Annotated in this window: 17 protein-coding genes and 1 pseudogene; 12 read left to right on the top strand and 6 right to left on the bottom strand. The window is 71.4% G+C overall.

Annotated elements, in window-relative coordinates; translation table 11 throughout:
* Nucleotides 1-34: 34 nt before the first annotated feature.
* Entirely contained in the window at nt 35-808 is a 774-nt protein-coding gene (locus ABD198_RS16240) for an aminotransferase class IV family protein (protein ID WP_344001739.1), read from the top strand.
* A gap of 64 nt (nt 809-872) precedes the next feature.
* Nucleotides 873-1,826 (top strand): SUMF1/EgtB/PvdO family nonheme iron enzyme, encoded by a 954-nt coding sequence (locus ABD198_RS16235; protein ID WP_344001737.1) that lies wholly within the window; start codon nt 873-875, stop codon nt 1,824-1,826.
* A gap of 8 nt (nt 1,827-1,834) precedes the next feature.
* On the opposite strand, the gene ABD198_RS16230 is transcribed toward ABD198_RS16235, so the two are convergent.
* Nucleotides 1,835-2,182 carry a hypothetical protein gene (locus tag ABD198_RS16230; protein ID WP_167994257.1) on the bottom strand — a complete coding sequence of 116 codons (348 nt, stop codon included), beginning with the start codon at nt 2,180-2,182 and terminating at the stop codon, nt 1,835-1,837.
* Between the two features lie 107 nt (nt 2,183-2,289).
* On the opposite strand from ABD198_RS16230, the gene ABD198_RS16225 reads away from it, so the two are divergent.
* Complete coding sequence (locus ABD198_RS16225) at nt 2,290-2,754, top strand: tyrosine-type recombinase/integrase (protein ID WP_309141385.1); 465 nt, start codon at nt 2,290-2,292, stop codon at nt 2,752-2,754.
* A 139-nt stretch (nt 2,755-2,893) separates the two neighbouring features.
* Here the strand turns inward: ABD198_RS16225 and ABD198_RS16220 are convergent, their stop codons facing one another.
* Nucleotides 2,894-4,180, bottom strand: coding sequence for a phosphatase PAP2 family protein (locus ABD198_RS16220; protein ID WP_344001761.1), 1,287 nt, complete (start codon nt 4,178-4,180; stop codon nt 2,894-2,896).
* Nucleotides 4,181-4,473: 293 nt separating this feature from the next.
* Here ABD198_RS16220 and ABD198_RS16215 point away from each other — a divergent pair, with 293 nt between their 5' ends.
* The 8 genes and pseudogenes from ABD198_RS16215 (at nt 4,474) to ABD198_RS16180 (ending at nt 15,429) form a co-directional block, all read left to right on the top strand.
* A complete protein-coding gene (locus ABD198_RS16215; protein ID WP_344001732.1) occupies nt 4,474-6,744 on the top strand; it encodes a DEAD/DEAH box helicase in 2,271 nt (756 codons plus the stop codon).
* A gap of 263 nt (nt 6,745-7,007) precedes the next feature.
* Nucleotides 7,008-8,540 carry a S8 family peptidase gene (locus ABD198_RS16210; RefSeq protein WP_344001730.1) on the top strand — a complete coding sequence of 511 codons (1,533 nt, stop codon included), beginning with the start codon at nt 7,008-7,010 and terminating at the stop codon, nt 8,538-8,540.
* A 334-nt stretch (nt 8,541-8,874) separates the two neighbouring features.
* Nucleotides 8,875-9,768, top strand: coding sequence for a DUF4190 domain-containing protein (locus ABD198_RS16205; protein ID WP_344001728.1), 894 nt, complete (start codon nt 8,875-8,877; stop codon nt 9,766-9,768).
* Between the two features lie 135 nt (nt 9,769-9,903).
* On the top strand, nt 9,904-10,656 hold the full coding sequence (locus ABD198_RS16200) for a GntR family transcriptional regulator (protein ID WP_167994246.1): 753 nt from the start codon (nt 9,904-9,906) through the stop codon (nt 10,654-10,656).
* Nucleotides 10,657-10,974: 318 nt separating this feature from the next.
* Nucleotides 10,975-11,196: pseudogene (locus ABD198_RS16195) on the top strand (SPOR domain-containing protein); the annotation flags it as partial.
* Nucleotides 11,197-11,234: 38 nt separating this feature from the next.
* Nucleotides 11,235-11,651 (top strand): (deoxy)nucleoside triphosphate pyrophosphohydrolase, encoded by a 417-nt coding sequence (locus ABD198_RS16190; RefSeq protein WP_344001725.1) that lies wholly within the window; start codon nt 11,235-11,237, stop codon nt 11,649-11,651.
* Nucleotides 11,652-11,842: 191 nt separating this feature from the next.
* Complete coding sequence (locus ABD198_RS16185; RefSeq protein ID WP_344001723.1) at nt 11,843-12,250, top strand: ATP-binding protein; 408 nt, start codon at nt 11,843-11,845, stop codon at nt 12,248-12,250.
* Nucleotides 12,251-12,747: 497 nt separating this feature from the next.
* Nucleotides 12,748-15,429, top strand: coding sequence for a SpoIIE family protein phosphatase (locus tag ABD198_RS16180; protein WP_344001722.1), 2,682 nt, complete (start codon nt 12,748-12,750; stop codon nt 15,427-15,429).
* A 168-nt stretch (nt 15,430-15,597) separates the two neighbouring features.
* On the opposite strand, the gene ABD198_RS16175 is transcribed toward ABD198_RS16180, so the two are convergent.
* The 4 genes from ABD198_RS16175 to ABD198_RS16160 all read right to left on the bottom strand — a co-directional run bounded on the left by ABD198_RS16175 (nt 15,598) and on the right by ABD198_RS16160 (nt 19,560).
* Nucleotides 15,598-16,377 carry a succinate dehydrogenase/fumarate reductase iron-sulfur subunit gene (locus tag ABD198_RS16175; RefSeq protein ID WP_344001720.1) on the bottom strand — a complete coding sequence of 260 codons (780 nt, stop codon included), beginning with the start codon at nt 16,375-16,377 and terminating at the stop codon, nt 15,598-15,600.
* The gene (locus ABD198_RS16170) at nt 16,374-18,308 is read right to left on the bottom strand and encodes a fumarate reductase/succinate dehydrogenase flavoprotein subunit (protein WP_344001718.1); all 1,935 of its coding nucleotides are present in this window, start codon (nt 18,306-18,308) and stop codon (nt 16,374-16,376) included. The genes ABD198_RS16175 and ABD198_RS16170 overlap by 4 nt, the downstream gene beginning before the upstream one ends.
* Nucleotides 18,308-19,144: a hypothetical protein gene (locus ABD198_RS16165; RefSeq protein ID WP_344001716.1), complete on the bottom strand. Its 837-nt coding sequence runs from the start codon at nt 19,142-19,144 to the stop codon at nt 18,308-18,310. The genes ABD198_RS16170 and ABD198_RS16165 overlap by 1 nt, the downstream gene beginning before the upstream one ends.
* Before the next feature lie 122 nt (nt 19,145-19,266).
* On the bottom strand, nt 19,267-19,560 hold the full coding sequence (locus ABD198_RS16160; protein WP_344001714.1) for a hypothetical protein: 294 nt from the start codon (nt 19,558-19,560) through the stop codon (nt 19,267-19,269).
* 289 nt (nt 19,561-19,849) lie between these two features.
* Between ABD198_RS16160 and ABD198_RS16155 the strand changes: the two genes are divergently transcribed.
* The gene (locus tag ABD198_RS16155) at nt 19,850-22,087 is read left to right on the top strand and encodes an ABC transporter substrate-binding protein (RefSeq protein ID WP_344001713.1); all 2,238 of its coding nucleotides are present in this window, start codon (nt 19,850-19,852) and stop codon (nt 22,085-22,087) included.
* Nucleotides 22,088-22,400 lie beyond the last annotated feature (313 nt).

Here is a 22,400-nt window from a genome sequence, read left to right as displayed (position 1 = left end):
TCGGCTCCCGCTACGGCGGTGCCATGCTGTCGGCATGGCTGAATTGAATGGCGAACCAGTCAGCGTGGACCAGCTCAAGACCCTGGCCCTCACCGGGTACGGACACTTCACGTCCATGCGCGTTGAGGACGGCCGTGTCCGTGGGCTGTCGCTCCACCTGGACCGGCTTGTAAGGGACTGCCAGGCTCTCTTCGGCGCCGAACTGGACCCTGAGCGCGTGCGCGACCTGGCGCGGCGCGTAGCCCCGACTGAAGGCGCGTGCGTCGTGCGGGTGACGGTCTTCGACCCGAATTTCGACATGGGCCACCCTGCCGCCAAGGCGGACCCGCAGGTATTTGTCACGACGAGGCCGGCGGCCAACCTCCCGTTGGCGCCGATGCGGGTGCAGAGCAGGGAGTACGTCCGCGACCTGCCGAGTGTGAAGAGTGTCGGCCTCTTCGGGCAGCTCCTGCACCGACGGGCCGCCCAGCTCAACGGGTTCGACGACGCGTTGTTCGTCGACGAGCGATCGCTCGTCTCGGAGGGCGGTACCTGGAACATCGGCTTCTTCGACGGGGAGCGCGTGATCTGGCCGGAGGCGGGCATCCTCGGAGGCGTGACGATGCAGCTCCTCAAGGACGCTCATGCCCACGAGGAGATGCCGGTCCGGCTCGCGGATGTCGCGGGCATGCAGGCTGTCTTCGCGACCAACGCGGCGATCGGAGTCCGTGCCGTCAGCGGAGTCGACGACATCGCCCTGACCGACGACCACCCAATCATTGACACTCTTCGCAAGGCGTACATGGAGGTGCCGGCAGATCCGCTGTAACGACGCGCCGTAACGATCACCTGACTACGCTGGACTCCCGTTGATTCGCTCAAAGGAGTCTCGGGTGGCCACAGTTGAGAGGTGGACCGGACTGGAGGTCCGGGCGCTGCGTGAGGCACAGCGGATGAGCATCGAGGCGTTCGCCGCGAAGCTCGGAGTGAGTGATCGCATGGTCTCCAAGTGGGAGGCCCGCGGCGAGACGATCAAGATCCGCCCTGTGAATCAAGCGGCCCTGGACACAGCTCTGGCATCATCCTCGCCGGAGGTCCACGCAAGGTTCGTGAAACTCACGAGCTCGTTGGGCTCGGTGTTACCCGGTCAGAGGGCAGAGGAAGGCTCGGCCCTCCCCAGGCAACATCAGGTCCGACACCCACATGACGGCAAGAAGATGGCTCTCGTCGACGCGGGCGTGTACTTGTCGGGGGCCGGAAACAACCCTGTCTGGCTCCCCGCCTTCTACATCGACGTCTATCCCGTGACGAACTCGGACTACGAGCGGTTCGTGGCGGCGACAGGACACGCGCCTCCGCAGCACTGGCCCAAGGGACGGTGCCCGGAAAGCATTCGCGATCACCCCGTGGTTTTCGTCACGTGGCATGACGCCGCAGCGTACGCAGTCTGGGCGGGCAAGGAACTGCCGAGCTCGCAGCAGTGGGAGAAGGCAGCCCGGGGCCCCAGAGGCGACATCTACCCCTGGGGCAGCCAGCAGACTCCGGCCAAATGCAACACCCGTGAAAGCGGTATCGGCTCGACTACCCCGGTGACGCGATACCACAGCGGAGTCAGTCCCTACGGGGTGTATGACATGTGCGGTAACGCGTGGGAGTGGACTTCGACGCTCTCCGAGCCGGGCCGGTACGAACTCAAGGCCGGCGCTTGGACGAGCCCGTTCTCCCGGGTGACTCCCGCTGCCTTCAACGACGCCTCTACGGAGATGCTTGACGATGACACCGGCTTTCGGTGTGCCGTCCTCGCGGAGGACTTGCGTCAGTTGCTGGGCGAGTTGTCTCCGTCGTAACCATCAACCTATTCATGTCCGTTCAGGTGAGCCGCGATCTTTCCGACCCCGCGCTCGCATCGGTAGCGGACAGCTCGTCCCGTAATGCCCTGAAGGGCCCCGGCTTCGTTGTCCGGCAGATCCACGCCGTACCGAAGGATTAGGGCCTGGCGTTCGCCGAGAGTGAGAGGAGCCGCCGCCCACCCTTGCCGTATGTCGGCGAGGTGGGCGAACAGGGTGCTCGCGGCCCTCGGATCGACGGTCCCCTTCGGCATGTCCGCGTCCGGGGCCGTGGGGCTGCGGATGCCGTACGCCGCGTCGGCGTCCCACACCGCTGGCAGGAGGAGCTCGACGAGGCGCCGGTCGTACGCCGTCACAGGCCGCTCCTCTCCGCGCGGTGCCGTGCGGCCTCGTACGAGACATGCGCGGCGCGGTGCTTGGCCTCGGTCAGCCAGCGGTCGCGGAGCCGCTGTGCCAACCAGCGGTGCAGGAGGCCGGCGCTCCCCTCGGAGAGAAGGCCCACCTGGAGCGGTGGGAGCCGATCCCGGTGATCTTCAAGGACAAGGCCGGCAGGGACCGGCAGCTCGACGTCTTCTTCGCGCCCCGCGAGCGTGGGAAGGGCATCATGCCCACGGCCACAACATACGGCTACCACTTCAAGAAGGCGTGCAAGGGCGCCGGACTGGTGGGCGCGAACGGCAAGCCCAAGTACACCCCGCACGCGCTGAGGCACTTCTTCGCCTCGACGGCCCTGGCGAACGGCATCCCGATCCACGAGGTCTCGCGCTGGCTCGGCCACAAGTCGATCAAGACCACGGTCGACATCTACGGGCATCTCGTCCCCGGGGCCTGGCATCGTTGCCGCGAGGTCATGCAGGACGCCATGCGGCCCGTGCCCGTGGCGAGCGATGCGCCGCAGGCGCCCGAAGAGTACGAGGAGGTGGCGTAGTGCTGACCTTGTGCTTCCCGTGCTGGTTCTGTGCTGACTGGGACCCCCGGGAAACGTGTCTTCGCAGGTCACAGCGTTGTGGTGCACATTCCGCTTCCACGTCTGAGGATCTACGGCATGCGCCCCCCTTCTCTCGCCCTCATACGAGTTCGGGTCGCGCCTCGTTCGGGTGCGGGCCGGGTGGCACGGGCGGGGTGGCCTCCGGCTTCTCGGACGCCGTGAGCCGCAGGTAGCCGTAGATCACGGAGAGCATCGCCAGGATCATCAGGGGGCCGGAGATCCACGGGTGCTCGGACATGGGGACCGGCAGCCAGCGGTAGGAGAGCACGAGCGCGGTGAAGACGGCCGTGCCGTGGGCGACCAGGAGGGTGTCGGATCGGGTCCAGCCGCGGGCGCTCGCGCGCATCCCGGCGTCGATGGTGAGGACGAAGACGACTCCGGCGACGAGGTCGGCGCCGTAGTGGTAGCCGAAGCCGAGCGTCGCGCTCAGGGTGCCGATCAGCCAGAAGGTGCCGGCGAAGCGCATCCAGCGGGAGCCGGCGCGGGTGTGGATGAAGAGGGCGACGGCCCAGGCCGTGTGCAGGCTGGGCATGCAGTTGCGCGGGGTGATCTCGTCGAACGGCATCGGCCGGGGGAGCTCCACCGACGGGAGCGTGTCGGGCCACAGGTGGGCCGCGGCCCAGACGCCGCCGTCGGCGCCGAAGGCGTACACGGGTCCGACGACCGGGAACATCATGTAGATGGCCGGGCCGATCAGGCCGATCACCAGGAAGGTGCGTATCAGGTGGTGGCGCGGGAAACGGCGCTCCACCGCCACGTTGCGCAGCTGGTACAGCGCGACGAGGGCACCGGCCAGCGGGAGCTGGCCGTAGATGAGATGCAGGAGGTGGGTGCTCACCGGGTCGGTGAGCTCGACCAGCCGGCCGGCCAGCCAGGAGGGGTCGCCGAGGGAGTGGTCGGCGACGAGGACGTACTCGTCCAGCACGGTGGGACGGGTCTTGGAGGTGATGAGCAGCCAGGCGTCCCCGGCCTTCTGCCCGGCCATCAGCAGCAGCCCCAGCCCCACGCCCTTGAGCAGCAGCACGCGTTCGGCGCCGGTCCTGCGGGTGAGGGCGACGACCGCGCAGCCCACGATCACCCACAGCGCGCCGTTGCCGAAGTTCATGCCGGCGCCGATCTTCCAGCGCACCAGGACGAACACGAGGTCGATGGCGACCGCGGCGCCGACCGCGATCAGCCGCTGCCGCCAGGTGAGCACCACCATGGTCAGGGCGAGCCCGGCGTAGAGACGGGGGCCCGACTTGGGCGGGAGGAACAGCTCCCGCACCTGATGGGTCAGCGGTCCGGCCTGGCCGTATCGGCGGGCGGCGAATTCGAGCGCGACGAGGAACGCGAGGGCTGCCGCGCCTGCCGTGGTCCACAGCAGCACGCGCGGCGTGCATATCCGGGTTCGTGTCGTTTTCAATTGTTACGCCCCCGTGAAGAACAAGTGATCCGCCGATGGCCGTGGGTTCGAACATGCTACGGGGCGGCCGAGCGGGGCCGGAGTCGTCCGGAGGGACGGCCGTGAGAAACCCCGGGCCGGGCCTGCGAGACCGGAGCGGCCGTACTCGTCCGCGCTGTCGGTGGCGCGTGCCAGGATGACCCCTCGTCGAGCAAGTCGAGCGAGTCGAGCGAGTCGAGCAAAGCGAGCAAGGGTCCCGGCGGGGTGGGGGTGTGATGGCGAGTGACGGGGTGCAGGCCGGGCGGGCGGCGCGGGAGGTGTGCGCGCAGGCCGGGCCGCTGCACGAGGCGGCCCGTGCGCTGCGGGAGGAGCACGAGCGCGCCCTGGACGCCGTGCGTTCCGCGCTGGCCCCGCTCAAGGAGGAGCTGGTCGCCGAGGAGCTGGAGCTCATCCCCGTCGCCCGGCTCAGGGACGCCACCGAGGGGCGGCTGCGGCTCGGCGCGCTCGAGGCGGCGGGGCTGACGACCGTGCGTGCGGTGTACGAGGCCGGCCGGTACGAGCTGCGGCAGCTGCCCGGAGTGGGGGAGCAGACCGCCGACCGTGCGCTGGCCGCCGCCCGCCAGATCGCCCGCGCGGTCGGCGAGACCGTCTCCGTCCGCATCGACGTGGACCACCCCGAGCCGCGCACCACCGCCCTGGTCGCCGCGCTGCACCGCCTGGTGGAGGCGGGGCCCGAGCTGCGCCGCGCCCTGGACGCCGCCGAGCGGCTCGAGAAGCGGCTGGGCGAGCTGCTGCCGGCCGCCCGGCCCGCCTCCGGGCGGCTGCGGATGCTGTTCACGGGGCGCAAGCGGCGCGAACACGCGCTCGCCGCGGTCGCCGAGCTGCAGGAGATGGTGGCCGACGCCCGGCGCCGTGACGTGCCGCTGCTGCTCGCCCAGGCGACCACCGACCTGCTGCGCCCGCCCGCCGACGAGATCGAGGCCTGGGTCGGCTTCGAGCTGCGCTCCGCCGAGTACTACAGCCAGCTCGCCGAGGTCTCCGAGCACCGCACCGATGTCGCGGCGAGCGAGGGCTTCCTGCCCTCGGAAGTGGTCGAGCGGGTGCACGCCCAGCCGCTCGACGACACCCACCGCCGGGTCTCGCTGCGCGGCTACCAGTCCTTCGGCGCCCGTTTCGCGCTGGCCCAGCGCCGGGTGATCCTCGGCGACGAGATGGGGCTCGGCAAGACCGTGCAGGCCATCGCGGTCCTCGCCCATCTGGCGGCCGAGGGGCACAGCCACTTCCTGGTGGTGTGCCCGGCCGGCGTGCTGATCAACTGGACCCGCGAGATCCGCTCCCGCAGCACCCTGCGCGCGCTCGCCCTGCACGGCCCGCAGCGGCAGGACGCGTACGCCGAGTGGTGCGAGCGGGGCGGTGTCGCCGTCACCACCTTCGACATGCTGCGCACCCTGCCCGCCCCCGAGGACGGCGGCGGGACGAGGCCGGCCCTGCTGGTCGTCGACGAGGCGCACTACGTCAAGAACCCGGAGACCCGCCGTGCCCGCTCGGTGGCGGTGTGGTCCGGTCACTGCGAGCGGGTGCTGTTCCTGACCGGCACCCCGATGGAGAACCGGGTCGAGGAGTTCCGGGCGCTGCTGCGGCACGTGCGGCCCGACCTGGTCCCCTCGGTGCGGCGCAGCGACGCGGTCGCCGGGCCGCAGGCCTTCCGGGCCTCGGTCGCGCCCGCCTATCTGCGCCGCAACCAGCAGGACGTGCTCACCGAGCTGCCCGCGCTGCTCCAGGTCGACGAGTGGGAGGAGTTCAGCGCGGCCGACGAGGACGCCTACCGCGCGGCGGTCGCCGAGGGGAACTTCATGGCGATGCGCCGGGCCGCCTACGCCGACCCGGAGAAGTCGGCGAAGCTGCAGCGGCTGCGGGAACTGGTGGACGAGGCCGCCGAGAACGGGCTCAAGGTGGTGGTGTTCTCGTACTTCCGGGACGTACTCGCCGTCGTTCGGCGGGCGTTGACGGAAGGGGACGCAGGCGGCTCCGCCGACGGCGCGGGCGGTGTGGGCGGAGCCGACGGCGCGGACGGCGGCGCCGGGGCGCGGCCCGTCGTGCTCGGCCCGATCTCCGGGTCGGTGTCCGCCGCCGGACGCCAGCAGATCGTCGACGATTTCACCGGCACCGACGGGCCCGCGGTGCTGCTCTCGCAGATCGAGGCCGGCGGTGTCGGGCTCAACCTCCAGGCGGCCTCCGTGGTCGTGCTGTGCGAGCCGCAGGTCAAGCCCACGCTGGAGCATCAGGCCGTGGCCCGCGCCCACCGCATGGGGCAGACCCGTCCGGTGCAGGTGCACCGGCTGCTGGCGACGGACAGCGTGGACGAACGGCTGCTGCACATCCTGGAGAACAAGAGCCGCCTGTTCGACGCCTACGCCCGGCGCAGCGACACGGCCGAGGCCAGCCCGGACGCCGTGGACGTCTCCGACGCCGCGATCGCCCGCCGGATCGTGGAGGAGGAGCAGCTGCGGCTTGCGGGCAGCACCGCGGAGAGCGCCCGTACCTGACGGTACGTCCGACGGTTCGTACATGACGGAATATGACGGCTGCTTGGCGGTTCTGTTTCTTTCGCGCAGGGCCCTTGTGGAATTCCTGTGGAACCCTCAATCTTTCGGCTGACGCACACACGCCGCCCCCACGTTGTCATGGCCATGACTGAAATCGGCCGCATGGCGCGAACGGGGCGGCCGGCTCGGCGTGCACCACCCCACAGGCACCACCGACTGAGGAGGGACCCCTCATGCGTCATGTCCGCAGCACCCGGCGAAGAATGGCCGCGATCGGAGCGCTGGCCACCGCGGCGCTCACCGCGAGCCTGGTCTCCGCTCTCCCCGCCTCGGCCGCCGAGGGCACCATCCAGTACGGCGACGCCGCCAACGCCGTCCCCGGCAGCTACATCATCACCCTCAAGGGCGCCAAGGCCGGCTCCGCCGAGGGCCGCGCGCTCGCCAAGAGGTACGGCGCCGACATCGAACGGACCTACACCAAGGCCCTCAACGGCTACGAGATCGAGGCCTCCGAGAGCGAGGCGAAACGTCTCGCCGCCGACCCCGCCGTCGCCTCGGTGATCCAGAACCGCACCTTCCACGTCACCGGCACCCAGCCCAACCCGCCCTCCTGGGGCCTGGACCGCGTCGACCAGCGGAACCTGCCGCTCAACAGCTCCTACGCCTACCCGGACAAGGCCGGTGAGGGCGTCACCGCGTACGTCATCGACACCGGCGTCCGCATCTCGCACAACGACTTCGGCGGCCGCGCCTCCAACGGCTACGACGCCGTCGACAACGACAACGTCGCCCAGGACGGCCACGGCCACGGCACCCATGTCGCCGGCACCGTCGCGGGCAGCTCCTACGGCGTCGCCAAGAAGGCGAAGATCGTCGCCGTCCGGGTGCTGAACAACTCCGGCTCCGGCACCACCGCCCAGGTCGTCGCCGGCATCGACTGGGTGGCCCGCAACGCCGTCAAGCCGGCCGTCGCCAACATGTCCCTCGGCGGCGGTGCCGACAGCGCCCTGGACACGGCCGTCCGCAACGCCATCGCCTCCGGCGTCACCTTCGTCGTCGCGGCCGGCAACGAGTCCACCGACGCCTCCACCAAGTCGCCTGCCCGGGTCACCGAGGCCATCACGGTCGGCGCCACCACCTCCAGCGACGCCCGCGCCGGCTACTCCAACTACGGCTCGGTGCTGGACCTGTTCGCGCCCGGCTCCTCCATCACCTCCGCCTGGCGCACCAGCGACACGGCCACCAACACCATCTCCGGCACCTCCATGGCGAGCCCGCACGTCGCCGGAGCGGCCGCCCTGTACCTGGCGGACAACCCCTCGGCCAGCCCCTCGCAGGTCTCCACCGCGCTGACCTCCGCCGCCACCACCGGCGTCGTCGGCAACCCGGGCAGCGGCTCGCCCAACCGCCTGCTGTACGTCGGCGACGGCGGCACCACCCCGCCCCCGGACGGCGACCGCTTCGAGAACACCGAGGGCGCGACCATCTCCGACCTGTCCACCGTCGAGTCCCCGGTGACCGTCTCCGGCATTTCCGGCAACGCCCCGTCCGACCTGGCCGTGGACGTGAACATCACCCACACCTACATCGGTGACCTGCGCATCCAGCTGGTCGCCCCCGACGGGACCGCCTACACGCTGAAGGACTACGGCACCGGCGGCAGCTCGGACAACATCAACACCACCTACACCGTCGACGCCTCCTCGGAGACGGCGAACGGCACCTGGAAGCTGCGCGTCAGCGACAACGCCTGGTGGGACACCGGCCGCCTCAACAGCTGGGGTCTGCAGTTCTGAGTTCTGCTGGGGTCTGCAGTTCTGAGTTCTGACTGACCTGGCATCAAGTCCCTGACGCACACCCGCACCACCACCCTCGTCCTCGCGGACCGGCACGGGGCACCGACCCCGCCCGCCGCGAGGACGAGGCATGTCCCCGCGCGTGCCGTGTCTCCCCGCGTCCGCCGAGCGGACCGGGGACGGCTGAATCCGACCCCGCTGCCGAGCCCGGTCGTCCCGCGCATACGATGCGGCGAGCCGCACGCCGGTCTCCCCCCCCAACGCCCCCCAACGCTTCCCAACGCCCCCCACGCGTCCTCTCGTCGCTCGCAGCCGGAACAGGAGCACGGTCGCCGTGTCCACACCTCTGTCCTCGGGGCCCCAGGGCCCTCCCGACCCGTCGCCGGCTCCCGGGCCCGAGCCGGGCGGCCACCCGCCGGGACAGGTGCCCTACGGAGGCGTGCCGGGGTTCGCGCCGTACGGGCTCTACGGGCCTTCCGGCCCGCGTCCCCCGGCCGCGCTCAACGCGATGGCCGTCGCCGCGCTGGTGCTGGGCCTGTTGTGCCTCCTGCCGGGCGCCGGGCTGCTGCTGGGGCTGATCGCGCTGCGCCAGATCCGGCGGCGGGGCGAGAAGGGGCGGGGGATGGCCGTCGCCGGCGTGGTGCTGTCCTCGGCGGGGCTCGTGCTGTGGGCGGTGGCGCTGGTCACCGGTGCCGCGTCCGCGGTCTGGGCGGAGGCCAGGAAGGCCTGGCACGCCGAGCGCATGACCGACCTGCGCCCGGGCGACTGCTTCAACTCGCCCGGCGGACTTCGGGAGTGGACCGACGAGCCGGCCAAGGTGCCCTGCGCCCAGGTCCACGACGGAGAGGTCTTCGCCGTCCTCTCCCAGCCCCGCGGCCCCTACCCCGGGGACGACCGCCTCACCGCCGTCGCCGAGAAGAAGTGCGCCTCCCTGCAGTACACCTACGTCGGCGGGAGCTGGGACCTCCCGGACCATGTGGCGCCGTACCACGGCGTGCCGTCCCGGGAGGGCTGGCGCCTGGGCGACCGCCGGATCGTTTGCGTCTTCGGCCACCGGGACGCCAGGAGCGGGCTCATCGGTTCGCTGAGGGAGGGCGGGACCATGCCCGGCGGGCAGCCGGTCACCGCCCGCGAGGCTTTGGGCGTTGCCGTGTCCCCGTCAGGCTCCGGCGGCGAGCCCGCGCGCCGGGCGGAAGGCGGCGAAGCGCGGGTGTGGCGGGCGCGGTAGCGGGGAGAAAGTGCCTGCGTGAAGGGTTTCAGCGGCGCGTGTCATCACTTCGAGTGATTCTCTGGCCCGTGCTTGCCTGAGCGAACCCTGGGTTGCCAGGCTGTTGCTGTCTGTACAACCTGATGGGAGCGGCCAGTGACATTCGGTGAGCAGCCGGCGTATCTGCGTGTCGCAGGTGATCTCCGCAAGAAGATCGTCGACGGCTTGCTGCCCCCGCACACCCGCCTCCCCTCCCAGGCCAAGATCCGGGAGGAGTACGGCGTCTCAGACACGGTCGCGCTGGAGGCCCGCAAGGTGCTCATGGCGGAGGGTCTCGTCGAGGGCCGCTCCGGCTCCGGGACGTACGTCCGTGAGCGGCCCGTGCCACGGCGCATCGCGCGCTCCGGCTTCCGCCCCGAGCGCGGGGCCACGCCCTTCCGGCAGGAGCAGGCCGACGCCTCGGTGCACGGCACCTGGGAGTCCAGCAGCGAGCAGACCGAGGCGCGCGGTGCCGTCGCCGAGCGGCTCGGCATCGAGCCCGGAGACCGGGTGATGCGCACCAAGTACGTGTTCCGGGAGGGCGGGGAGCCGATGATGCTCTCCACCTCCTGGGAGCCGCTCGCGCTGACCGGGCGGACGCCGGTGATGCTGCCCGAGGAGGGCCCGCTCGGCGGCATGGGCGTCGTCGAGCGGATGCGCGCCATCGATGTGATCGTGGACAACGTCACCGAGGAGGTCGGCGCGCGCCCCGGCCTCGCCGAGGAGCTGGCCCTGCTGGGCGGGGTCCCCGGCCATGTGGTCCTGGTCGTCCAGCGGACGTACTTCGCCTCGGGCCGGCCGGTGGAGACGGCGGACGTGGTCATCCCCGCCGACCGGTACCGGGTGGCGTATCACCTGCCGGTGAAGTAGCCCCGTCCAATCCCGGCCATCCGCGCGCCCCTCTCGCGCCCCGCAGGCGGCCGCGCACCGGCGCGTCGGCCGGGTCCCGGCCCGCCCCCGGGCCGTAGCGATCCGGTCGTTCTCGCAGGTCGTCCCGGGACGGCACGGCTGGAACAACGTGCTTCTGACCGGACGCGTCGAGCACGGCGCACGGCGCATTCACCACCGTGCGCCCCCTGCGTTCTGGCTGGTTGCGTACCTCTTTGTGTAAAGGCGTGTTCGCTGCGTAAAGGTAAGGCGTAGGCTCGGGCATATGCGGACTGCGGTTTCCTTACCGGGCGGGGCGCGGCACAGGCCGCGGGCGGGAAGTGGAGGGGCGCGATGAACGACGGCACAGTCACTCTGCCCTGGCTCGTCGTGCGTCAGGACGACAACGGCAATCGCTACCGCGTGGGCCGTTACGCGACCCGCGCCGAGGCGCAGAAGATCGCGGACAGCCTCGACAGCAAAGGTCATAAACAGCTCTACTGGGTCGAACGCATCGGCCAGAACGGCAGCGCCGCGAGCTGACACGCATTCGGTGAGCGCGCTCCCGTAGGCTCCGGCGCATGAGTGAGCGGATCGTGGTGGTCGGCGCGGCCCTGTGGCACGAGGGGCGGCTGCTGGCCGCACGCCGCAGCGCACCGGCCGAACTGGCCGGCCGCTGGGAGCTGCCCGGCGGCAAGGTGGAGCCGGGAGAGAGCTCCCGGGCCGCCGTCGTAAGGGAGTTGCGCGAGGAGCTCGGCATCAGCGTCGAGGCCGGTGAGCGGGTGCCGGGGGAGTGGCCGCTGGAACCGCCGTATGTCATGCAGGTGTGGACCGCCGCACTGTGCCCCGGCTCCGCCGCCCCGCGCCCGCTCCAGGACCACGACGAGCTGCGCTGGCTCACCCCCGCCGAAATCTGGCACGTCGACTGGCTCGACCACGACGTCCCGGCCGTCGAGGCCACCCTCGCCCATGCCGCTCCGGCGCGGCAGGACACCTGAGCGGCCGGAGCTGTTGCGGGTTCGGGCGCCGGGTCACGCCTGGGCGCATCGGTGCATGAGGAGGGAGCCGGTGTGAGCCCCCGCGCATCCCGCACGCTGCGATGCGCCCCGGACGGTAAAACGCCCCGGATATCGGGTAGGTGACTGTTGACGCCGCTGAATCGGACAGGGGTGTCTCGTTCGCCTGGGAAGTGATCCGCGTGATCTACACCGAGGGCGACTGTGCCGCCTGGACCTTCCCCGCGGAACCCGGCGCCGTGCGTGCCGCTCGTTCTGCGGTCCGCGACCAGTTGCACCGCTGGGATCTGGACCGCCTGAGCGACCTGGCCGCACTGCTGGTCAGCGAACTGGTCACCAACTCCCTGCGGCACGCCACCGGCCCCATCGAGGTCCGCCTCGTCCGCCCCACCAGCCTCAACGACGTCCTGCTGGTGGAGGTCTCCGACCCGCTGCCGGAGCTGCCGCGTGAAAAGGACGCCCGGCCCGAGGACGAGAGCGGGCGCGGACTGCGGCTCGTCGCCTCCGCCTCCCGCCGCTGGGGCGCCCGGCCCGGAGGCGCCGGGAAGACCGTGTGGTTCGAGCTGGGAGTGCCGGCCTGACGGTGTGCGGGACGGACGGGACCGCTCCGCTGGACGGGAGCTTCGGGAGTACATGACCGCCCTGCCCGACGGTGCTTCGGGGGCCATGTGACCGCCCGCCCGACGGAGCTGCGCCGGGCCACGCGTCCACCCCGCCCGAACGGGTTTCGGGGCCACGCGTTCGCCCCGCCCGACCGGGTTTCGGGGCACGCGTCCGCCCCGTGCGACCGGGCGGCGGAGGGATCTCGTCCGCCCCGTCCGGCGGTCCGCGGGGTGTACGCGTCCGGCCGCGCTGTCGATCGGCTGGATCACGCCCGTGACCGTTGCCGAAGAGGGGGATTCGACGACGTGTCCGCTGGTTAGAAGACTGGGAGTGTTCTCACGGCGCGGACCGAAAAGCATCGGGACCGTGCTGTGATCGTGAACACCGTGTTGTGCGGCGCCGTAGTGCTGGATACTGCGGGCAGCCGCCCCCGGTGACCGGTGCCGGACGCGGTGAGCTGGAGGGGACGGTTCGCGTGAGCGAGATACCAGCGAAGGCCACGGAGTCCGAGGACCCGTCGGACGGTGCGAGGAGCGATGCCGTCGACGGCCCGGTGCCGGGGCGGGGCGGCGATGCCGCTTCCGCCGACCCGATGTGGCAGTCCAGCCCGCCCGGCTCCATGTACGACTACATCAAGGTGGCCTCCTTCTCCATCGGCCCGGACGGACTGGTCGACCAGTGGAGCCTGCGCGCCGAGCAGCTCTTCGGCATCCCCGCCGAGCGAGCCGTCGGCATGGACCCCATCGACGCCTTCATCGACCCGGACCGGCGCGAGCAGGGCCACCGCAAGATGGCCGAGATCCTCGACGGCCGCGAATGGACCGGCGTGGTGCCCTTCCGGGTGCCGGAGTCCGGCGGCACGGGCGAGCTCGAGCGTGGCGAGACGGGCCTCGCCGAGGTGTACGTCATGCCGACCCGCACCGAGGACGGAGAGCGGGCCGCCGTCTGCATCGTCGTCGATGTGCGCACCCTGCGCCGCATCGAGACCGACCTGGCCGCCTCGCAGGCCATATTCGGTCAATCCCCGTTCGGCTTCTTGCTGATCGACACCGATCTGAAGGTCCGCCGCGCCAACGAGCGGTTCGCCTCCATCTTCGGCGGCACCCCCGAGGACCACCGCGGCAAGGGCGTTCACGACTATCTGCCGCGCGCCGAGGCCGAGCGGGTCGCCGCGACGCTGCGCCGGGTGCTGGAGACCGGCGAGTCCATCACCGACATGCACGTCACCGGGTTCGTGCCCGGCTCCGACGAGCGCCGCCACTGGTCCGTCAACCTCTACCGCGTGCACAGCGGCTCCGGCCGCCCCATCGGGATCGCCTGGCTGGGCACCGACATCACCGCCCGCCGCGCCGCCGCCCGCGAGGCCGCCGCCGCCCGCCGCAACCTCGCCCTGCTCAACGAGGCCGGGGCCCGCATCGGCAACTCCCTCGACCTGGAGACCACCGCCCGGGAACTCCTCGACGTGGTGGTCCCCGGCTTCTGCGACCTCGCCACCGTCGACCTCTACCAGGGGCTGCTGGTCGGCGACGAGACCCCGCCCGGGCTGGCCGACGGCAGCGCCGAGGTGCGCCGGGTCGCCTTCGCCAGCGCCGTCTCCGACGGGCCGTTCAGCGGCACCGGGGAGCCCGTCAAGCTGGGCGCGGTCCACCACTACCCGTTCAACTCGCCCTGTGCGGACGCCCTGCGCACCGCCCGGCCGCAGACCGTGGCCGGCGAGGAGGGCGGTCTGGTGCAGTCCACGCTCGCCGTGCCGATGGTCGCCCACGACACCGTGGTGGGACTGGCGCAGTTCGCCCGCACCAAGGGCAGCGAACCCTTCGGCGACCGCGACCGGGACCTGGCGGTCGAGCTGGCGGCCCGCGCCGCCGTCTGCATCGACAACGCCCGCCTCTACCGGCGGGAGCACGAGCGTGCCCTGATACTGCAGCGGTCCCTGCTGCCGCCCGGCGACCCCGAGGCCTCCGGACTCGACATCGCCTGCCGCTATCTGCCCGGCAACGCGGCGACCGGACGCCCCAGCGAGGTCGGCGGCGACTGGTTCGACGTCATCGAACTCCCCGGCCACCGCACGGCCCTGGTCGTCGGCGACGTGATGGGCCGCGGACTGCGCGCGGCGGTCGCCATGGGCGAACTGCGCACCGCCGTGCGGACCCTGGCCCAGCTGGATCTCGAACCGGCCGAGGTGCTCTCCCAGCTGGACGAGATCGCCCGCGGACTCGGCGCGCCCGGCGGCGTCCAGCAGGCCACCCGCGCCGCCCGCCGCCCCCGGGAGGCCGACCTCTCCGAGGTGTACCTGGCGACCTGCGTCTACGCCGTCTACGACTCGGTGACCCGGCGCTGCACCTTCGCCAACGCGGGCCATCTGCCGCCCGTGCTGGTCGAACCGGGCGAGTCCGCGCTGATGCTCGACGTGCCGCCCGGCATGCCGCTCGGCGTCGGCGGGGAGCCCTTCGAGGAGGTCGAGGTCGAACTGCCCGAAGGCGCCCTGCTCGCGCTCTACACGGATGGACTGGTCGAAAGCCGCGACCAGTCCATCGACGATGGCCTGCAGGCCTTCGTCGGCGCGCTCACCGACCCCGCCCGCCCGTCGCCCGGCCCCCACACCTCGCCCACGGCGCGCGCCGACGGCTACTCCAACCTCGAGGACGTCTGCGACCACGTCCTCAACACGCTCGACACCCACCACGGCGAGGACGACATCGCCCTGCTGATGGCCCGCGTGCAGGGACTGCCCGCGGACTGCGTGGGCGACTGGACCCTGCCGCGCGAGCCGCGCAGCGTGGGCCGCGCCCGCGAGTTCGCCCGCAGCCAGCTGCTGCACTGGGACATGGAAGCCCTGGTCGACACCACCGAGCTGCTGGTCAGCGAGCTGGTCACCAACGCCCTGCGCTACGGCGAGGGCGAGATCAGACTGCGGCTGCTGCTCGACCGCACCCTGGTCTGCGAGGTCTGGGACTCCGGGCTGGTCCAGCCCCGCCGCCGCCGTGCCCGGGACACCGACGAGGGCGGCCGCGGCCTCCAGCTCGTCGGCCTGCTCAGCGCGGCCTGGGGCTCCCGCCGCACCCCGCGCGGCAAGACCGTGTGGTTCGAACTGCCCCTGCCGGGCGGCGAAACCGGCCTCACCGACCCTGCGGAGGCCCTGCTGAGCCTGTTCTGAGCCCGCGTCGGCCGCGCCGGGCCCGGTGCTCGGTGATCGCAACCGGCGCCCCAGTGATCGTCGTCCTCCCTTGCACCGACAGCGGCGAGAGGGCCCGGCATGACGCGTACGGAGCAGCGACCGGCGGAGGACGTTCCGGGCGAGGAGGGCGAGCAACCCTTGGCCTCCTCACCCCGAGGAAGCAGGCCGGCGGCGGATCTTGTTGCCGAGCCACACCAGCGGGTCGTACTTGCGGTCCACCGCCCGTTCCTTCAGGGGGATCAGGGCGTTGTCCGTGATCTTGATGCCCTCGGGGCAGACCTCCGTGCAGCACTTGGTGATGTTGCAGTAGCCGAGGCCGTGCTCGTCCTGGGCCGTGCGTTTGCGGTCCAGGCCGGTCTCCTCGGCCGCGTCCAGCGGGTGCATGTCGAGCTCCGCCACCCGCATCAGGAACCGGGGACCGGCGAACGCCTGCTTGTTCTCCTCGTGGTCGCGCACCACATGGCAGACGTCCTGGCACAGGAAGCACTCGATGCACTTGCGGAACTCCTGCGAGCGGTCCACGTCCTCCTGCATCATCCGGTACTCGCCCGGGCCGAGGCCCTCCGGCGGCACGAACGCCGGGACCTGCCGGGCCTTGGTGTAGTTGAAGCCGACGTCCGTCACCAGGTCGCGGACTACCGGGAACGCCCTCAGCGGCGCCACGGTGATGGTCTCGTCCGGCTCGAACACCGACATCCGGGTCATGCACATCAGCCGGGGATGCCCGTTGATCTCCGCCGAGCACGAACCGCACTTGCCTGCCTTGCAGTTCCAGCGCACGGCGAGGTCGGGGGCCTGGGTGGCCTGCAGGCGGTGGATGATGTCGAGGACCACTTCGCCGTCGTTCACCTCGACCTTGAAGTCCTCCAGGCCGCCGCCCTGCACATCCCCCCGCCACACCTTGAAGCGGGCCTCGTAGCTGCTCACTCGTACAGCTCCTCTTCGGCGAGGTACTTGACCAGCTCCTCCTTCTCGAAGAGAGCGAGCAGGTCGGGGCGGATGGGTTCGGTGGTCTCGCGGGTGAGGGAGATCTGCCCGCGGACCGGGTCGCCGGCCGCGAAGCCGCCGGAGGGATCGGACAGCCGGCACAGCAGATTGACGTTGCGCCACTTGCTGTCCATGGCCGGGTAGTCCTCCCGGGTGTGGCCGCCGCGCGACTCGGTGCGCTCCAGCGCGGCCCGCGCCACGCACTCGCTGACCAGCAGCATGTTCCGCAGGTCCAGCGCCAGATGCCAGCCGGGGTTGAACTGCCGGTGCCCCTCGACCCCGGCCCGGCGGGCCCGCACCCGCAGCTCGGCGAGCTTCTCCAGGGCCTGCCGCATCTCGTGCTCCCGGCGGATGATGCCGACCAGGTCGTTCATCGTCTGCTGCAGCTCCTGGTGCAGCGTGTACGGGTTCTCCGGCGGGCCGTCGGCCGGTTCCTCGCCCTCCGCGGAGAACGGCCGCAGCGCCTCGGCCGCCGCCGCGTCGATCTGGGTGTCGTCCACCCGGGGCCTGGCGGAGGCCCGCTCGCCGGCGTACTCCGCCGCGTGCCAGCCCGCCCGGCGGCCGAACACCAGCAGGTCGGACAGCGAGTTGCCGCCCAGCCGGTTGGAGCCGTGCATGCCGCCCGCGACCTCACCGGCCGCGAACAGCCCCGGCACCCCGCGCGCCGCCGCCGAGTCGGAGTCGACCGCGATGCCGCCCATCACGTAGTGGCAGGTCGGCCCGACCTCCATCGGCTCGGCCGTGATGTCGACGTCCGCCAGCTCCTTGAACTGGTGGTACATCGACGGCAGCCGGCGCTTGATGACGTCCGCCGGCATCCGGGTGGACACGTCCAGGAACACCCCGCCGTGCGGCGAGCCCCGGCCCGCCTTCACCTCGGCGTTGATCGCGCGGGCCACCTCGTCGCGGGGCAGCAGCTCGGGCGGGCGGCGGTTGTGGTCCGGGTCGTCGTACCAGCGGTCGGCCTCCTCCTCGGACTCGGCGTACTTGTCCTTGAAGACGTCCGGGATGTAGTCGAACATGAACCGCTTGCCCTCGGAGTTCCTGAGCACCCCGCCGTCGCCGCGGACCGACTCGGTGACCAGGATCCCCTTCACCGACGGCGGCCAGACCATGCCGGTCGGATGGAACTGCACGAACTCCATGTTCAGCAGCGGCGCGCCCGCCAGCAGCGCCAGCGCGTGCCCGTCGCCGGTGTACTCCCACGAGTTCGACGTCACCTTGAAGGACTTGCCGATGCCGCCGGTGGCGATCACCACGGCGGGCGCCTCCAGCACGAAGAACCGGCCCGACTCCCGTTCGTAGCCGAAGACCCCGCTGACCCGCTCGCCGTCCTTGAGCACCCGGGTGACCGTGCACTCCTGGAAGACCTTCAGCCGGGACTCGTAGTCCCCGGTCTCCTTGAAGTCCTCCTGCTGCAGCGCGACGACCTTCTGCTGCAGGGTGCGGATCAGCTCCAGGCCGGTGCGGTCGCCGACGTGCGCCAGGCGCGGGTACTCGTGCCCGCCGAAGTTGCGCTGGGAGATCCGGCCGTCCTTGGTCCGGTCGAACAGCGCGCCCCAGGTCTCCAGCTCCCACACCCGCGCGGGCGCCTCCTGGGCGTGCAGCTCCGCCATCCGCCACTGGTTGAGGAACTTGCCGCCGCGCATGGTGTCGCGGAAGTGGACCTGCCAGTTGTCCCCGGCATTGACATTGCCCATCGCCGCCGCGATGCCGCCCTCGGCCATCACGGTGTGCGCCTTGCCGAACAGCGATTTGCAGATCACGGCCGTACGGGCGCCCCGCTCGCGGGCCTCGATGGCGGCGCGCAGTCCGGCGCCGCCCGCCCCGACCACGACGACGTCCCACTCCTGCCGGTCGACCACGGACATCAGAAGAACCTCGGATCCTCGAAGACACCGGACGCGATGAGATAGACGTACAGATCGGCGAGCGCCACGCTCACCAGGGACGCCCAGGCGAGCTGCATGTGCCGGGCGTTCATCCGCCCCACGAGCTGCCACATCCGGTAGCGCACGGGGTGCCGGGAGAAGTGCTTGAGCTTGCCGCCCACGATGTGCCGGCAGGAGTGGCAGGACAGGGTGTAGGCCCAGATCAGGACGATGTTGACCAGGAACACCAGGGTGCCGAGCCCCATGTGCCCCCACTCGTAGTCCTCGTCGCGGAAGGCGAGCACGGTGTCGTAGGTGAGGATGCCGGCGACCGGCACCGCCGCGTAGAAGAAGTAGCGGTGGATGTTCTGCAGGATCAGCGGGAAGCGGGTCTCGCCGGTGTACTTCTTGTGCGGCTCGGCGACCGCGCAGGCCGGCGGGGACGCCCAGAAGCCCCGGTAGTACGCCTTGCGGTAGTAGTAGCAGGTCAGCCGGAAGCCCAGCGGGAAGATCAGGATGATGATCGCCGGTGACAGGCCCCACCAGTCACCGAAGAGCGCCCAGTTCGGGCCGCCCCTCATCGGCTCGCAGTTCTCGGCGAGGCACGGCGAGTAGAAGGGCGAGACGTACGGGGCCGCGTAATAGTCGGCGTTGGCGAGTGCCCGCCAGGTCGAGTACACGACGAAGGCGAGCAGACCGGCGGCGATGGCGGCCGGGGCCAGCCACCAGCGGTCGGTCCGCAGGTGGGGCGCGTCGATCGCGGCGCGCGTGGCGCTGCGCACGCCGCCGCTTCGGGGGCGGGATTCGGTGTCTGGAGGTTCCGTACCAGTGGCCACGTGTCCACTCCGCTAGGGGTCAATAGGCGCGTCCGGCAGCAGACGGGGGACTGCTGCCGGACGCGGGCGGCGAATGCTGCCGACGGGTCGGCGGGTGCTGCCTGCGTGACGCGGCCGCCGGGTCAGGGCGCGTGCCGGTCGCGCGCGCCGAGACCCTCGTCGTCGGTGTCGACCCACAGCGACGGGTCGTAGGGGGTGTCGGAGATCGTGACGAGGTCGGGCCGCCTCTGCGCGGTGGCAGGGGTATCGGCAGTCTCCCGCAGCAGCGCGACGCTCTCCCGCAGGTGACCCGCGTCGGTGCGCACGCGGCGCATCTCCAGGCCGCCTGCGCCGAGCTGCTTCTCCAGGCGCCCCACCGACCGCATCAGATCGTCGAGACACCGCTGGACGGTTGTCAGTTCGTCGTGCACGGACATGACTTGCCCTCACTTCCGCGGGTCCTTCACGGCCCAAGGCGGCAACGCTCATGCGCCTGCGAGTGTTGCGCGTCACACCTTGTGCTGTGAAGGGATGTGCATCGATTGGCCGAGGCGCATCGGCGCACCACACGATGCGTTGCGCCGCACGGGTGGGCTTGCGGCCCGTGGTCGCCGTGTCGCTCTCGGTTGCCGAACCCTTTCCTCTTCAGTGGCCGCATACATCGGATGAGCGCCAAATACCACCAAAAGTGATCGTAACGCCCGCGGCTTCCGGAGGTAACCAGAGATGTCCCACGACGGCGTCGGCCCGCGCGCGGTCATGCGCTCGGTCGCCTTCCTGACCGCGGGAGCACTCGCGGTGACCGCGCTGGCCGGATGCGGCTCCGAGGACCCGGCGGGCAAGCCGCTCGCCGGAGCGGACATCCGGCCCGCCGCCCGCGCGGACGTCGCCGACGGCGGCACCCTGCGCTGGGGCGTGGACACCGTCCCCGCCACCCTGAACACCTTCCAGGCGGACGCGGACGCCACCACCACCCGGATCGCCCAGGCCGTCCTGCCGTCGATGTTCCGGATGGACAGCCGCGGCCGGCCGGTGCGCAACCCCGACTACCTGGAGTCCGCGGAGGTCGTCGACACCGAGCCCAAGCAGGTCGTGCTGTACCGGCTCAACCAGCAGGCCGTCTGGAGTGACGGCCGGGAGATCGGCGCCGCCGACTTCGCCGCGCAGTGGCGCGCCCTGTCCGGCAGGGACAGCGCCTACTGGACCGCTCGCAACGCCGGCTACGACCGCATCGAGAAGATCGAGCGCGGCAAGGGGGACCTCGAGGTCAAGGTCACCTTCAGCCGCACCTACGCGGACTGGCGGTCGCTGTTCTCGCCGCTGTACCCCAAGGAGGTCACCGGCACGCCGGACGCCTTCAACGACGGGGCGCGCAAGAAGCTGAAGATCAGCGCCGGGCCGTTCAAGGTGAAGAAGGTCGACCGGGAGGACGACGAGGTCACCCTCACCCGCAATCCCCGGTGGTGGGGCGCGCCGGCGCGGCTGAAGAAGATCGTGCTGCGGGAGGTGCCGCGCGACGGGCGGATCTCCGCGCTCGCCGAGGGCGAGATCGATCTGGCCGAGATCGACCCGGGTGCCGCCGAGCGGATCACGGTCGCCGCGCGGCCCAAGGGCAAGGGCGAGAACGAGCCGCTGATGGGTCCCGGGGACGGCAAGTCCGGCAGGTCCGCCGCCGAGGCGCTGCGCTCCTGGGCGGTTGCCAAGGGCTCCGACGAGGAAGCGGCCGACGAGGAGGCCGCCGAGCGGGAGGAGCGGGCGGAGGCTGCGGCCGAGTACGCCCGCGAGCAGAAGGCGCTGGCGGGCTTCGAGGTGCGCAAGTCGCTGGAGCCGGCGTACACGCAGCTCGCGCTGAACGGGGCGGAGGGGCCGCTGGCGGACGAGCGGGTGCGGCGGGCGGTGGCGCGGGCGCTGGACCGCGAGGCGCTGGCGGAGGCGGTGCTCAAGCCGCTCGGTCTGCCGAGCGAGCCGGTCGGGAGCCATCTTGCCCTGTCCGGGCAGGCGGCCTACGCGGACAACAGCGGGGCGCTCGGGGAGCAGGACGCGGCGGAGGCGCGGGCGCTGCTGGCGGATGCGGGGTGGGTGCCGGGTGGGCCGGTGAAGGAGGGGACGAAGGACGAGGGGGAGGAGAAGGAGGCCGCCGGCTCTGAGAACTCCTCCGGAGAAAAGTCGGGCGAGTCTGGGAGCGGCGACGACGACGGCACGTACATCGTCGGCGAGGAGAACGACGAGAACGAAGACGACGCGGGGGATGACGGGAAGGCGCCGCGGGATTCCGCCACGCTGGACGGTGAAGGGCAGCCGGCGCACGACGGGACGGCGCGGCACAAGCAGGGCGGCGCGCCCGGGGCCTACGCACCCAAGGGCACGGCGGCGCCCGCCAACGCGGAGAACGCGCCGGTCGCCAAGAACGGCAAGGCCCTCACCCTGCGCTTCGTGGTCCCGAGCGGGCCCGGCTCGGAGGCGCTGCGCACCGTGGCCGAGCGGATCTCCCGGATGCTGAAGAAGATCGGCATCCGTACCGAGATCTCCAAGGTCGACGACGAGAGCTACTTCAAGGACCACATCGCGTCCGGTGAGTTCGATCTGGCCCTGTACTCGTGGCCCGCCACGGCGTACCCGGCGACGGACGCCCGGCCGGTGTACGCCAAGCCGGTCCCGGCCGCGGACGGCTCGCTGAACGTCGCGCAGAACTACACGCGGGTCGGCACCGACCAGGTGGACCAGCTCTTCGACCAGGCGATCACGACCCTGGACGACTCCGAGCGCAGCGCGCTGCTGCGCAAGGCCGACTCCCGCATCTGGGCCGCGGCCGGTTCCATCCCCCTCTACCAGCGCCCCCAGCTGGTGGCGGCCCGCAAGAACCTCGCCAACGCCGGAGCCTTCGGCTTCCGCACCCCCGTCTACGAAGACATGGGCTTCCTCAAGAAGGGCGCCCAGGGCCCCGGGAAGTCATCTCCGTCCTGAACACTCTGCGGCCCGGCGGGGGTTCGCGTAGAGATGCCTGCGGCGCAACTGCCCCTCCGGTGGGGGTGCGCGTAGCGCCTACTCCCTGCGACCTGATCCAAACGACAGGCCCTGGCGCAAACCCACCCCCGGCCGGCACCCACCCCGGGTGCCTTCAAAGGCATGGCTGAGCAGGGTGCAACGACGCTTCTGACCTGCGGCGATACAGCGGGGCGAGGGGTTCGGGGGCGCGCCCCGTACCATGGGGTGAGGCCGTGGCGTGTTCAGCCCGGCAGGGCCCGCGCACCGCAGACGTTCGCGCGAGGCATTCCTC

It is taken from the genome of Streptomyces thermocarboxydovorans (assembly GCF_039524635.1).
Lineage (GTDB): Bacteria > Actinomycetota > Actinomycetes > Streptomycetales > Streptomycetaceae > Streptomyces > Streptomyces thermocarboxydovorans.
Note: the sequence above shows the minus strand (reverse complement) of the source record. Positions and strands in the feature narration are given on the sequence as shown.

Excerpts from the sequence above, each read along its gene's own strand:
- ABD198_RS16240 (WP_344001739.1), top strand. The coding sequence starts at position 35 with ATGGCTGAATTGAATGGCGAACCAGTCAGCGTGGACCAGCTCAAGACC.
- ABD198_RS16215 (WP_344001732.1), top strand. The coding sequence starts at position 4,474 with ATGGCGAGTGACGGGGTGCAGGCCGGGCGGGCGGCGCGGGAGGTGTGC.
- ABD198_RS16210 (WP_344001730.1), top strand. The coding sequence starts at position 7,008 with ATGGCCGCGATCGGAGCGCTGGCCACCGCGGCGCTCACCGCGAGCCTG.
- ABD198_RS16190 (WP_344001725.1), top strand. The coding sequence starts at position 11,235 with ATGAGTGAGCGGATCGTGGTGGTCGGCGCGGCCCTGTGGCACGAGGGG.
- ABD198_RS16170 (WP_344001718.1), bottom strand. The coding sequence starts at position 18,308 with ATGTCCGTGGTCGACCGGCAGGAGTGGGACGTCGTCGTGGTCGGGGCG.
- ABD198_RS16160 (WP_344001714.1), bottom strand. The coding sequence starts at position 19,560 with ATGTCCGTGCACGACGAACTGACAACCGTCCAGCGGTGTCTCGACGAT.
- ABD198_RS16155 (WP_344001713.1), top strand. The coding sequence starts at position 19,850 with ATGTCCCACGACGGCGTCGGCCCGCGCGCGGTCATGCGCTCGGTCGCC.